Here is a 12,841-nt window from a genome sequence, read left to right as displayed (position 1 = left end):
TAATCTGCCCTGGGTTAGTCGGGGCCTAAGGCGAGGCCGACAGGCGTAGTCGATGGATAACGGGTTGATATTCCCGTACCGGCGAAAAACCGCCCATACTGATATTTTGATGCTAACTGTGAGAAGCTGTTTGTAACCCCTTCACTTGTGTTGGGGAGCTTATGGTGGACTGCAGGACCCGATTTTTGGAGGTAAACGTATTAACAGGTGTGACGCAGGAAGGTAGCCAAGCCACGCGATGGTTGTCGTGGTCTAAGCGTGTAGGGTATCCGGTTGTTAAATGCGCCGGTGTTGGCCTGAGACGTGATGGGACCCCGTTATTGGGGGATTTGGTGATCCTATGCTGCCGAGAAAAGCATCGACGTGAGGTTTTAGCCGCCCGTACCCGAAACCGACACAGGTGATCAGGTAGAGAATACTAAGGCGATCGAGAGAATCATGGTTAAGGAACTCGGCAAAATGTCCCCGTAACTTCGGGAGAAGGGGAGCCTTGAGCGTGACCGGTCCGTGCGGCCGTGAGCGTGTATGGGTCGCAGAGAATTGGGGGAAGCGACTGTTTATCAAAAACACAGGTCCGTGCGAAGTCGTAAGACGATGTATACGGACTGACTCCTGCCCGGTGCTGGAAGGTTAAGAGGATTGGTTAGCCCCTTGTGGGCGAAGCTGAGAATTTAAGCCCCAGTAAACGGCGGTGGTAACTATAACCATCCTAAGGTAGCGAAATTCCTTGTCGGGTAAGTTCCGACCTGCACGAATGGAGTAACGACTTCCCTACTGTCTCAACCATGAACTCGGCGAAATTGCAGTACGAGTAAAGATGCTCGTTTCGCGCAGCAGGACGACGAGACCCCGTGACCTTTACTATAGTTTGGTATTGGTGTTCGGTGCGGCTTGTGTAGGATAGGTGGGAGACTGTGAAGCAGGCACGCTAGTGTTTGTGGAGTCGTTGTTGAAATACCACTCTGGTCGCTCTGGATGTCTAACTTCGGCCCGTGATCCGGGTCAGGGACAGTGCCTGATGGGTAGTTTAACTGGGGCGGTTGCCTCCTAAAAAGTAACGGAGGCGCCCAAAGGTTCCCTCAGCCTGGTTGGCAATCAGGTGTTGAGTGTAAGTGCACAAGGGAGCTTGACTGTGAGACTGGCAGGTCGAGCAGGGACGAAAGTCGGGACTAGTGATCCGGCGGTACGTTGTGGAACGGCCGTCGCTCAACGGATAAAAGGTACCTCGGGGATAACAGGCTGATCTTGCCCAAGAGTCCATATCGACGGCATGGTTTGGCACCTCGATGTCGGCTCGTCGCATCCTGGGGCTGGAGTTGGTCCCAAGGGTTGGGCTGTTCGCCCATTAAAGCGGTACGCGAGCTGGGTTCAGAACGTCGTGAGACAGTTCGGTCTCTATCCGCTGCGCGCGTTGGAAATTTGAGAAAGGCTGTCCTTAGTACGAGAGGACCGGGACGGACGAACCTCTGGTATGTCAGTTGTACCGCCAGGTGCATGGCTGATTGGCTACGTTCGGGAGGGATAACCGCTGAAAGCATCTAAGCGGGAAGCCTGTTTCGAGATGAGATTTCCTGGTGGTTTTTGTGCCACGTGAGGATCCCTATAGATGATGGGGTTGATAGGCCAGGTATGGACGCGGGGAATGCCCGTGGAGTTGACTGGTACTAATAGTCCGAAGGCTTACACTTTTATGACTGAGTTTGTTTGTTGTTTGCGTCCACTGTATGGTTTTGAGATAACAACCCTTGGGTTTGTTATTGCTGCCCCGTGTGTGGGGTGGTGCATCGTAGGTTTACGGTGGTTATAGCGAGAGGGAAACACCCGGTTCCATCCCGAACCCGGAAGTTAAGGCTCTTTGCGCCGATGGTACTGCACTGGTGACGGTGTGGGAGAGTAGGTCACCGCCGGTTTTTGATTGGGATACAGGAAGGCCCTGGACTGATTGTCCAGGGCCTTTTTGTTTTAAGCATCAAAAATCCAACACCCACTTTTTATACCCTATCGGGCGCAAGAGCTAAGCGCCCTGCACCAGCCCTCACCTAAACTAATCGTTTCCTGGGAAAGTAGTTTGAGGTTCGGTAGAAGAGCAGATATCCCCGTCAAATCACGGTAGGCTTGAACCTATCAAGAACGCACGTACGAAAGTGAGGCACACCTGTGTCTAAGGGAAACCCCTCCACTGACGCCCGCGAGCGTGCCCGCCAGCTGGCGGCACAGCAGGCCAAGAAAACCTCAAAATCATCCACTCGCTGGATTCAGTTCACCGTCCTCGGCGTCATCGCCCTCATCGTAGCAATCGTTGCAGTCGTCATCATCAACGGCAACCGCAACCAGATTGCCGACGCAGGCCCGGTGCCCGCATCAGCTAACCAGTACGGCGGCATCGTCCTGACCGCTGATGGTATCGAGCGGAACACCAGCACCGAAGCCAGCCGTGACAGTAACGACCTGGGCACCTCAGAAGCAACCTACACCGCAGCTGATGGCTCCGAAGCCAAAATGCCCCTGGGTGTTGCCCTACCCGAAGAAGCAGACAACAACGGTGAGCCCGTCCGCCTGACTATCTTCCAGGACTACAACTGTGTGCACTGCGCAGACTTCGAAACTGAAAATGCAGACACCATCGCAGCCCTCGTTGCTAGTGGCGACATCACCCTGGAGATCCGTAACCTGACCTTCCTGGACGCCTCCAGCCCCACCTTCTACTCAGCCCGCACCAACAACGTGGCCTACTCCGTAGCTAACCAGGTCTCCACCGAAGACTTCCTGAACTTCCAGAAGGAAATCTTCACCCACCAGGGCACCGGCGGCCTTTCTAACGAAGAGCTCATTGCTATCGCTGAGAAGTACGGTGCAGACGTAAAGGACGACGTCGCTAACAACACCTGGCGTCCGCTCGTCCAGACCGTCACCCTCGAATCAGCCTCCAACGGTATCAGCGGCACCCCCACCATCTTCGCTGACGGCGAGGTCTTTAACTCAACTGACTTCAACGCCTGGATCACCGAAAAGATTGAAGCTAAGAAGAACGCCTAAGTTCACCCAGTAAACAGGCTGTAGAAGGCCTGGCCGCTGTGTACTAAACTGGTACACAGCGTGTAGGGGCAGCTGCACGCCTTCACCTATGCCCGGTGCATAGACGAAGGTGGGTAGCTGCCCCTTTTTCTATGCCTCGGACTCTACAGGAAACTCCCGAAAAACCTGCCCAGCTCAACTAGCTAGAACCATAAGGCCCCATGACCCTGCATTTTCTGATTGACTGCGATCCCGGTATTGATGATGCCCTGGCTCTCACCTACGCCTTTGCCCACCCGCAGGTTGCGGTTGAAGGTCTTGTGGCCAGCGGTGGCAATGTGAGCACTGAGCAGGTAGGACGTAACGTGCGGGGTTTGCTGGACCTGCTCGGCGGGCAGGGTACCCCCTGGGCGCTAGGGGCTGAGAATCCATTAGCGCAGCTACTCACCACTACCGAGGAAACGCACGGTCCGCTGGGTACGGGTTACGGCCTGCTTCCCGGGCAGAAGGAACCAACCGGTAGGGCCCACGGCGAGGGCGCCGCTCTGTGGGTAGAAACAGCCCGCCGCTTCCCCGGGAAGTTGCACGGGCTCGTCCTGGGCCCCACCACTAACCTGGCCCTGGCCCTGCGCCTCGATCCTGAGCTACCCCAGTACTTAGCTAGCCTGACGATTATGGGCGGAGCGCTCAACCACCGGGGCAACACCATGCCTACCACCGAATGGAACGTGCACTCTGACCCTGAGGCCCTGCACGAGGTTTTGGCAGCCTACAGCAGCGCCGACCTGGACCTGCCCTATGCGCCCCTGCTCTGCCCCCTGGATACCACCGAGCAGGCTGTCATGACCCCGCAGCTGCGAGAGCGCCTCCTAGCCGGTGGGGGAGAACTCTTTACCGCCCTGGACGGGGCCCTGCAGTTCTACATGGAATTTCACGAATGGGACAAGCTGGGTTTCATTGCCCACGTGCACGACCCCTTCGTGACAGCCCTGGCGGTAAACCGGGCCCTTGCTGTGAACGGCCAGCCCCACACCCCGTTGGGGGAGGGTACACCGGTGACGCTCGACGTTGAGCTGGCCGGGACCCTCACTCGTGGCCAGGTAGTGGCCGACTGGTTAGGACGCTGGGGGAGAGACCCCAACGCCCAGGCCCTGACCAGCGCCCGGGCCCCTGAATTTTTTGAGCACCTGGTCCAGACCGTCCGGGCTGTGTACGCCCCAAAGGGGACTGGCTAGAACCGCCTCAAAAAATAAAAAGAACAATTATTCTACAGAAAGGGGTGGGCATGGCCCCCTCATCACGCACCACCGCAGAGCCCTCAACGTCTGGGCAGAGGACCTCGGTAGCTACCGGGCTCCTCGGTAAAAACCCAGAACACAATACACCGCTCACCACCTCCCAGAAGGTGCTCAACCTGCTCGCCGCCCTGGTGATCGCAGGAACCTACACCTGGGCCGTCCTCACCGCAGGCGGCACCACCAACTACGCAGTCTACCTGGAGGGCACCAGCGATGCCCAGGCCGCGATCTCCCTGCCCCTGATGCTGGGCTATACCGCGGGCGTCCTGCTGCTTCTGGCGGCTAACCTAAGCCGCCTACCCCTTGCCACCATTGCCCTGATTCCTTTTGCGGCTGCCTTCAATATCATCGTGGGTCAGCTGATTGGCTTCTCGGGCATCCCCCTCTACCTCGACTCCGTTGCCACCGTCCTGATCGGTGTGCTGGCGGGCCCTGCCGCCGGGGCCATGACCGGTATCATTACCAACCTGGCCTGGGGTCTGACCATCAACCCCACCACCATTCCCTTTGCCGCCGGTGCTGCCCTCATCGGCTTCCTGGCCGGTTGCGCTGGCCGCCTGGGCCTCTTCCGCAAACTCTGGGGAGCCCTGCTCGCGGGCTTTATCACCGGCATCCTGGCCGGGTTCGTCGGCGCCCCCATCGCAGCCTTCGTCTTTGGCGGCGGCCAGGGCGTGGGTACCGGCTCCGTGGTCGCGGCCCTGCAGGCAGCTGGCCAGTCCCTGCTGGGGGCAACCACCCTACAGTCCCTGCTCTCTGACCCCCTTGATAAGACCATTGCTTTCGCCCTGGTCTGGCTCATCATTAAGGGTCTGCCTGCTCGCGTACGCGGACAGTTCAATCGCTAACCGATGGCTCCCTCAGCCTTGAGTGCCTCTACCCTCAACCCCCGCACCTGGGTCGCCCTGGGCTGCGCCGGGCTTCTGCTGGCCTTCGCCCCGCTGCCTATCATCTGGCAGGCGGGGCTGCTGGCTGTGCTCCTTGCCCTGCACATCGCGGGGCGGACGCTGGTGCCCTGGCTGCGTCTAGTCCTGGCAGGGTTGGCGCCGGTGGCAGCCATGGCTTTTATCATCCAGCTGGTATCGCGCGGGGGAGAGACCGTGTGGGCCACCTGGGCGCCTGTGCCCTGGATGGTGTTTGAGGTGACCGCCGAGGGCGCCCTGGCTGGCCTGGCCCTAGCCCTGCAGATTCTGGCCTTCGGGTCGGCCTGCGCCCTGCTGATTCTACCCACCGGGGCTGCTGGCCTGCGCTATGCCCTGACCGTCTGGGGACTGCCACCTAGACTCATCTACCTGCTGGTCGCTTCGCTCAACGCCCCTACCCAGCTGGCCCACTACTCCCGCCTAGTGCAGCGGGCCGCCCGAGCCCGAGGTATGGCCGACGGGTCGCGAGGTGCCCGCGCCTGGTTGGGGGTGCGGACGGCGTCCGCCCTCTTCAACCTGCTGTTGCTCGACCACGAGGTGCGAGGGGCAACCCTGGCCACGCGCGGGATTGACCGGGCCGGGCCCAGAATTTTCTGGCAGGACTACACCGACAGTCGCACCCAGTGCTACCTTCGCTGGGTGCTCCTACCGCTGGCCTGCCTGCTCGTGCTTGCTACCTATACGGGGGTGCTGCTGTGACCTATACGCGGACGCTGGTCTTTGGGGCCCGGGGGACGGGAAAGTCTGCCCGGCTACAGGCCTGGGCCCAGGAACGGAACGGGCTCTTTGTGCCCTCGAACCCCCATGCCCTAATGACGGGGTTGGTACCCACCGTGGCCGAAGAAATTGCCCTGGGGGTGGAGCAGATTGTGGGTAGCCGGAATCAGCTCCACCGGGCTGTACAGGCTGTTGCAGCTGACCTTGGAATTACCGACCTACTGGCAGCTCACCCCCTGCAACTTTCGGGTGGGCAAACCCAGCTGGTAGCCCTGGCGGCCTACCTGGTGCTGGGGCGGGTGGACGAAAACCTCGACGGGGTGGCTGCGCCAGCTCTAGCCCTCGACGAACCCCTGCTTGGCCTTGACGACGCCATGCGGGCCCGGGTGCTGGACGCTTTTACCCGCTACCCGGCAGATTTGGCCTGGGCCTCAGCCAGGCCCCAGACCGATGAAGAAGACCTAGCGACCGAACTCCAAGACCTGGAGCAAGGCACAGCGCAGCCTGCCGAGACACCCCTACCAGCCCTGCCCACCCGAGTAGTGGCAGACGTCCTGGCCCGTGGCCTCGCAATATCCCCGGTTGCCTCCGCCGCCCGCCGTCGCTGGAAAAAGCAAGCGGTTGCACCCGTTGCTGCCGGTATCACCTTGGATCTTGCCCCCGGTGACTGCCTGATTCTCACCGGTCCCAATGGCGCCGGAAAATCCACCCTGCTCCGCACCATCGCCGGGCTCCTACCCCCGGCCTCCGGGCAGCTGACCATCGGTGCATTTCCGCCTCATCAGCAGGACGCCCCTGCACGCGTTGCCCTCGCCCAGCTGGTCGCGCAAACCCCAGCCCACCACTTTCTGGCCTCCACTGTGGACGCCGACATGCAACTAGGAAACGGCAGTCGGGCAGAACCGGCCCTCCGCACATCCCTGCGCGATACCGTCCTGCCCGCAGGCTCCGGGCAAACCCACCCCCTCGACCTACTCCCCACCGAACAGCACCTCCTTGCGCTGGCAGAAGCGCTCGCCTCCGGGCCGTCCTGCCTCCTGCTCGACGAACCCACCGCCGGACTAGACACCCCCGGCCTTGAGCAGGTCACAGCCCTGATTGCAGCCCACTGCACCGCAGGCGGCAGTGCTATTGTCGCCACCCACGACCAACAACTCACTCAAGACCTCACAGCCCGCCTGCCCCTACACCACTACCAGCTAGGTACGAGCTGGTAACGAAGCTTATTCATAAGGGGTTCCGCAGGCTCACGCTCGCTGCCGACCCTCTCGCCTGGTTCGCTTCGCTCACAAGGGCGATTCACGCCAGCCCCGAGCCAGCAGCTTCACTGTGAGCCTGCTTCACCGCGTTGATGAATAAGCCGCAACATGCACCTGCCTGCGATATCGGGTACACTTGAAAAGTCTTGCCTCCTTAGCTCAGCTGGCCAGAGCACCTGTCTTGTAAACAGGGGGTCACCGGTTCGAATCCGGTAGGGGGCTCTCTTTATGCCCAAAAACAGGGCAATACCCACTAACTAGATGCGGGGCATCCGAGCTCGCTCTTGCTGTGCAGGGTTCTTGGGCTGTGTACAGAGAAAAGTCTGCACACAGCCCAAGAACCCTGCGCAAGCCCGGCAAGCGGCAACTTCGCTGCGAGCCCGATACCCCTTATCTCACCGTGCGCACCTGACTACCCAGCGTTTGCACAAATACGCAAGCAAAAGATAGTGTTATTCCTGGCTTAGGCTCACCTAAGCAGTTCTATAGATAGTCCTATAGAACGGAACACCCTTCCCAGGAGAACACAAGACCATGGTCGCCATCACTCGTAGCGCCTTCCTCAAGGCCACCGCAGCTACCGCCCTCACCGGCCTACTCGCAGCCTGCACCACCGGTTCCAACGACACCTCAAGCAGCACCACCAGCTCAGCCGCCTCAGGTGAGAGCTACACCGTCAAGCACGCCTTCGGCGAGACGACCTTCACCGCTGTCCCCCAGAAAATTGCCGTCGTGAACTTCTGGAAGAACCCCGACGTCCTGCTCGCCCTGGGCGTTGTACCCGCAGGCACCCCCGTGGTCACCTACGGAGCTAACGCCAAGGGCTCCACCGACTGGTTCGATGCCAAACTAGCCGAACTGGGCGGCACCGCCCCCGTCACCTACGACGAAACTGACGGCCCCGACTATGAAGCTCTCGCTACCCTGGCCCCCGACGCCATCTTCTCTGTCTACGGCGACATGACCCAGGAAGTCTACGACAAGCTCACCGCCATCGCCCCCGTCGTTGCTATGCCCGAGGGCGTGGGCGCTTACGCCGCTTCATGGGAGGACGTCATCAATCAGGCCGCCGCCATGCTCCAGAAGGACGACGAGGGCGCCGCCCTCATCGAGGCCACCAACAAGACCATCGACGATGCCGCAGCCAAGTACTCCAACCTGGCAGGTAAGACCTTCGTCGCCGGCATGTTCGACCTCGAAGCCCAGACCCTCTCCGCCTACGTAGCGAGCGACTCCCGCTCCCAGTTCCTCACCTCACTGGGCATGGAACTGGCCCCCTACATCGAGCAGAACGCCACCGAAGCCGACGCCTTCTTCATGACCATCTCAGGTGAGGTGCTGCCCGAAGTACAGTCAGACCTGGTCTGGGCCTGGGGCACCAGCGACTCCGACGAAGAAGCCATCAAGAGCAACACCCTCTTCTCCCAGATGCCCGCCGTAGCGAACGGCGGCCTGGTCGTTGAAACCGACGCCGCTATCTCCCTGGCCCTTTCGGCGGCGTCCCCGCTCTCCCTGGACTGGGCTATCAACCAGACCGAAACCCTGGCCAAGCTCTCGGCCGCTATCGACGCAAGCCAGGCGTCCTAACCGGTGACCGCCGTGCCCGTCCGGCATCCCTCTAGCCGCTGTGCTACCCCCACCGGGGGAGCACGGCGGCTACTGGCGTTATCCCTCCTACTGGGCCTGTTCCTTGCGGGGGCAGCCCTCGCCAGCTTTGCCCTGGGAGCCCGCCCCATCAGCCCAGGCACCCTGCTGGACTACCTGGCCGGCGGGCAGGTTACAGAAGCGGACGCAGCAGTGCTCACCCAGCGGGCGGTACGGACGCTGACCGCCGGGGTCGTGGGCGCAGGCCTGGGGCTTGCCGGGGCAGGGCTCCAGGGCATCACCCGCAACCCCCTGGGGGACCCCGGAATCCTTGGTATCAACGCGGGGGCAGCCTGCGCGGTGGTAGCCGGTATCACCTTCTTTGCCGCCGACTCTACAGCGGCCTTTGCCCTCTGGGCCTTTATCGGCGCGGTCGCTTCAGCCCTTGCCGTCTACGCCCTGGCCTCACCTGGCACCGGGGGAGCGACCCCCATCAAACTAGCCCTGATGGGAGCGGCCCTTACCGCAGGTCTAGGGGCGGTCACCAGCGCCCTGATTCTGACCAACCAGGCCACCCTCGATAACCTGCGCCGCTGGCAGATTGGAACCGTCGCCGGGGCCGACCTCTCTGACCTGGCGGTAGCCGCCCCGCTACTAGCTCTCGGGGCTATCATCGTTCTCACCGGAGCGAAAACCATCAATAGCTTTGCCCTGGGCGATGACATGGCAGCCTCCCTGGGCGAAAACGTTGCCACCCGCCGCCTCGTCATCACCGGCGGCATCACCCTGCTGGTCGGCACCGCCCTTGCCCTCACCGGCCCCATCGCCTTCCTCGGCCTGCTCGCCCCGCACGCCATGCGTGCACTCGCAGGCGCCGACTATCGGGCGCTTCTGCCCCTCTCCGCCCTGTTCGGGGCGGCCCTGCTCATACTGGCGGATACAGCCGGACGCGTCATCGCCCCACCCCAGGAAATCCAGGTGGGCGTCATGATGGTAGCCCTGGGGGTACCCGTCTTTATCTACCTGGTACGACGCGGTAAGGCGGTTAACCTCTAATGCCGACCCTACCTAGCCCCCAGCCTCGGGGCGCTGCCCAAAGTGCCACCCAAACAGTGGCCAGCGTCCGCGCCCGTGCCCGCCGCCGCCCAGCCCTCGCCATCGTCGGTCTTGCACTGACCCTGATTGCGGTGTGCGCGGTGCGCGTACTGTTGGGCTCCTACACCGTGACTATCCCCGATTTCTTCACCATCCTTGGCGGCGGAACTATCGAGAGCGCCAAGGGCGCCCGCTACATCGTCATGGAAGAAAAACTACCCCGCGCCGTCCTCGGTGCCCTGGCCGGGGCAGCCTTCGGCCTGGGCGGGGCTATCTTCCAGCTGCTCCTGCGTAACCCGATTGCCAGCCCCGATATCATCGGCGTATCCAACGGGGCTGCCCTGGGGGCCGTCATCGGTATTGTCTTTCTAGGGCTGGGTGGGCTGCCGCTCACCCTGCTCGCTATCGCCGTTGCCCTGGCTGTCGTCCTAGTCATTATGGCCCTCTCAGCAGGGGACGGGAGCGCGGGCAACCGCTTCATTCTGGTCGGTTTGGGCATCTCGGCCCTGGGATCAGCCTTTATCCAGTACCTGCTCTCGCGCACCTCAACCACCAGTGCCCAGACCCTGACCCACTGGCTGACTGGTTCCCTCTCGACCGCTAACTGGGACCGTATCAGCCTACTGGCCCTTCTCCTTCTGCCTCTCCTGCTACCCCTCATCCTGTTCTCCCGCCCCCTGCATGCCACCGCGGTAGGGGAAGAACTGGCCCTGGGGCTGGGCGTGCCGACCCGCGCCGTCCGCCCCGGCTTCATCGCCCTGGGCGTACTCCTGGTGGCCGTTGCCACTGCCGCAACTGGCCCCCTGGCCTTCGTTGCCTTTATGGCCGGGCCTATCGCCCGGGCCCTGACCGGCGGACGCCACAACCTCACCGCCGCTGCCCTGGTCGGCGCAAGCCTGGTTGTGCTCGCTGACTTCATCGGCTCCAATCTGATACCGGGCGGCATCAACCTGCCCGCCGGCGTCCTCACCGGTGCCTTCGGCGCCCCCGCCCTCATCTGGCTGCTGACCCGCTCACCCGAAAGAAGCTAAGCTCGTGAAAACCGTAACGCCTCGCGACCTCACCGTCACCCACGTGCGCCTGGGCTATGGCGACCGCACCATCGTGCCAGACCTCTCACTGAGCATCCCCGCAGGAAAAATTACCGCCATCATCGGCCCTAATGGCTGCGGTAAATCCACCCTGCTACGCGGTATCTCCCGCCTGCTCAAACCCAGCAGCGGCGAGATTACCCTGGACGGCAAACCGGTCGCCTCCTACGGCGGCAAGGAATTTGCCCGCATGGTCGGCCTGCTGCCGCAGAGCCCTATCGCCCCCGAAGGTATCACCGTGGCTGACTTGGTCTCCCGCGGCCGTTACCCCTACCAGGGGCTCTTTCGGGGCAACACAAGGGAGGACGACGCCGCAGTCGCCTGGGCCCTAGAAGCTACCAACACCCTGGAGCTGGCGGAACGGCAGGTCACCGAACTCTCCGGCGGCCAGCGCCAGCGCGTCTGGATCGCCATGGCCCTAGCCCAGGACACCGATATCCTGCTGCTGGATGAACCCACCACCTACCTAGACCTGGCCCACCAGGTAGAACTCCTTGACCTCTTGGCCGACATCAACGAGTGCCGCGGAACCACCATGGTCATGGTGCTGCACGAACTCAACCTGGCCGCCCGCGTAGCCCACCACCTGGTTGCCATGAAGGGCGGGGAAATCGCCGCAGCCGGTACCGCCGCCGAGGTCATGACAGGGGAGAACCTGCACCGGATCTTCGGCCTACGGGCTTCGGTGGCTGACCCCCTCGGGGACGGCTCCACCGTCGTAGTGCCCCATGCCCGTGCCGCAAGCCACCCGGCAGAAAACCTAGAAAGCCAGAGCCTTGTCTAAGCCCCGCCCGTCCGCACCTCGCCCTTCTACCCGCCGCGAGGTCAAACGCTCCATCAACCAGTACGGGGTCTTCCCCGTCACCGTCTCGCGGGTTGAGAAGCTGACCGATTCCTTTGTACGTGTCTCACTGACCGGCCGTTCCCTACTGCACGCCGCCGCCCCTATCTCTGACGGCACCGGGCAGGTCTACGACGCCTACATCAAACTCTTGATTCCCCCGGCGGGAGCCAGTGGGCCCACCATGATTGAGCTCGATACCTCCTGGCGGACCCGGTGGCTCTCGGCCCCCGCCAGCGAACGTGGGCACATGCGCACCTACACTGTCAGCAACTCCCGGCTGGTGCCCTCCGTCGGGCTGGACGAGACACCCCTGCTGGGCATGTTCCCGGCCGCTGAAGCCGACCTAGAACCCCTGGCCCGTGACCTACCCGCCGGCCTGCAGCCTGAAATCGACGTGGACTTCGTCCTGCACACTGACGCCCAGGGAATCAGCGGGCCCGGCTCAAGCTGGGCCGAACAGGCGCAGGTGGGGCAGCAGGTATCTATCCTGGCGCCCCTGCGCGGCTCTACCCTTTGGTCCTCCTACAATCCCGGGGCGGCGTCCTCCCTGCTCCTGCTTGGCGACGAAACCGCTGCCCCGGCCCTGCTCTCCATCCTGCGCTCCCTACCTACTGAAGCTACCGGGGCGGTGTTCCTTGAGGTGCCCGGCGCCGAGGACGCTCTCGACCGCCTCCCCGAGGTGCGGCAGGCAACCCAGCGGGTGCCGGGCGTCCGCCTGCACGTGCTGGCCCGGACCCCCGGCCAACCACGCGGGCAGCAACTTACCCGCGTCCTGCGTACAACCTGCGCCCTTGAGCCAACCCCCGCAGCCGACCCCTACGACGACCGGGAGACGGACGGCATCCTCTGGCACCTGGCAGAAAACCCCACCGGCACCTACGTGCTAATCGCCGGTGAATCAACGGTGGTCAAAACTCTGCGCCGTATTTGCGTGAACGAAGCCGGGCTGCCCAAAGAAAGCATCTCTTTTATGGGGTACTGGAAGGCGGGGCAGACCGAGGGGTAGAGTGGCCTAGTA

Annotated in this window: 10 protein-coding genes, 1 tRNA gene and 2 rRNA genes; all 13 read left to right on the top strand. The window is 62.4% G+C overall.

Features of this window, described 5'->3' with window-relative positions; genetic code table 11:
- Positions 1–1,688: ribosomal RNA gene (locus tag L7A20_RS03565) — 23S ribosomal RNA — on the top strand; the annotation flags it as partial.
- 105 nt (positions 1,689–1,793) lie between these two features.
- Positions 1,794–1,910: ribosomal RNA gene (gene rrf / locus L7A20_RS03560) — 5S ribosomal RNA — on the top strand.
- A 247-nt stretch (positions 1,911–2,157) separates the two neighbouring features.
- Positions 2,158–3,036 carry a DsbA family protein gene (locus L7A20_RS03555; protein WP_237222424.1) on the top strand — a complete coding sequence of 293 codons (879 nt, stop codon included), beginning with the start codon at positions 2,158–2,160 and terminating at the stop codon, positions 3,034–3,036.
- Positions 3,037–3,236: 200 nt separating this feature from the next.
- Positions 3,237–4,250, top strand: a complete 1,014-nt coding sequence (locus L7A20_RS03550) for a nucleoside hydrolase (protein ID WP_237222423.1) — start codon at positions 3,237–3,239, stop codon at positions 4,248–4,250.
- A gap of 50 nt (positions 4,251–4,300) precedes the next feature.
- Positions 4,301–5,158 (top strand): hypothetical protein, encoded by an 858-nt coding sequence (locus L7A20_RS03545; RefSeq protein ID WP_237222422.1) that lies wholly within the window; start codon positions 4,301–4,303, stop codon positions 5,156–5,158.
- Between the two features lie 3 nt (positions 5,159–5,161).
- Entirely contained in the window at positions 5,162–5,932 is a 771-nt protein-coding gene (locus L7A20_RS03540) for an energy-coupling factor transporter transmembrane protein EcfT (protein WP_237222421.1), read from the top strand.
- A gap of 134 nt (positions 5,933–6,066) precedes the next feature.
- Positions 6,067–7,167, top strand: a complete 1,101-nt coding sequence (locus tag L7A20_RS03535; protein WP_237222420.1) for an ATP-binding cassette domain-containing protein — start codon at positions 6,067–6,069, stop codon at positions 7,165–7,167.
- A 190-nt stretch (positions 7,168–7,357) separates the two neighbouring features.
- Positions 7,358–7,431, top strand: a tRNA-Thr gene (locus tag L7A20_RS03530).
- A gap of 312 nt (positions 7,432–7,743) precedes the next feature.
- Positions 7,744–8,796, top strand: coding sequence for an ABC transporter substrate-binding protein (locus tag L7A20_RS03525; protein WP_237222419.1), 1,053 nt, complete (start codon positions 7,744–7,746; stop codon positions 8,794–8,796).
- 12 nt (positions 8,797–8,808) lie between these two features.
- Complete coding sequence (locus L7A20_RS03520; protein WP_237209122.1) at positions 8,809–9,849, top strand: FecCD family ABC transporter permease; 1,041 nt, start codon at positions 8,809–8,811, stop codon at positions 9,847–9,849.
- Positions 9,849–10,919, top strand: coding sequence for a FecCD family ABC transporter permease (locus L7A20_RS03515; RefSeq protein WP_237199895.1), 1,071 nt, complete (start codon positions 9,849–9,851; stop codon positions 10,917–10,919). The genes L7A20_RS03520 and L7A20_RS03515 overlap by 1 nt, the downstream gene beginning before the upstream one ends.
- 4 nt (positions 10,920–10,923) lie before the next feature.
- Positions 10,924–11,763, top strand: coding sequence for an ABC transporter ATP-binding protein (locus tag L7A20_RS03510; RefSeq protein WP_237207504.1), 840 nt, complete (start codon positions 10,924–10,926; stop codon positions 11,761–11,763).
- A complete protein-coding gene (locus tag L7A20_RS03505) occupies positions 11,756–12,829 on the top strand; it encodes a siderophore-interacting protein (protein ID WP_237207505.1) in 1,074 nt (357 codons plus the stop codon). The genes L7A20_RS03510 and L7A20_RS03505 overlap by 8 nt, the downstream gene beginning before the upstream one ends.
- Positions 12,830–12,841 lie beyond the last annotated feature (12 nt).

Origin of the sequence: Rothia nasimurium (assembly GCF_928381415.1) — a bacterium.
GTDB lineage: Bacteria > Actinomycetota > Actinomycetes > Actinomycetales > Micrococcaceae > Rothia > Rothia nasimurium_H.
The sequence above is the reverse complement of the archived record's forward strand: the minus strand, read 5'-3'. Positions and strand labels throughout refer to the sequence as shown.

Coding starts and splice junctions, on each gene's coding strand:
- L7A20_RS03550 (WP_237222423.1), top strand. CDS start 3,237: ATGACCCTGCATTTTCTGATTGACTGCGATCCCGGTATTGATGATGCC.
- L7A20_RS03545 (WP_237222422.1), top strand. CDS start 4,301: ATGGCCCCCTCATCACGCACCACCGCAGAGCCCTCAACGTCTGGGCAG.
- L7A20_RS03540 (WP_237222421.1), top strand. CDS start 5,162: ATGGCTCCCTCAGCCTTGAGTGCCTCTACCCTCAACCCCCGCACCTGG.
- L7A20_RS03525 (WP_237222419.1), top strand. CDS start 7,744: ATGGTCGCCATCACTCGTAGCGCCTTCCTCAAGGCCACCGCAGCTACC.
- L7A20_RS03515 (WP_237199895.1), top strand. CDS start 9,849: ATGCCGACCCTACCTAGCCCCCAGCCTCGGGGCGCTGCCCAAAGTGCC.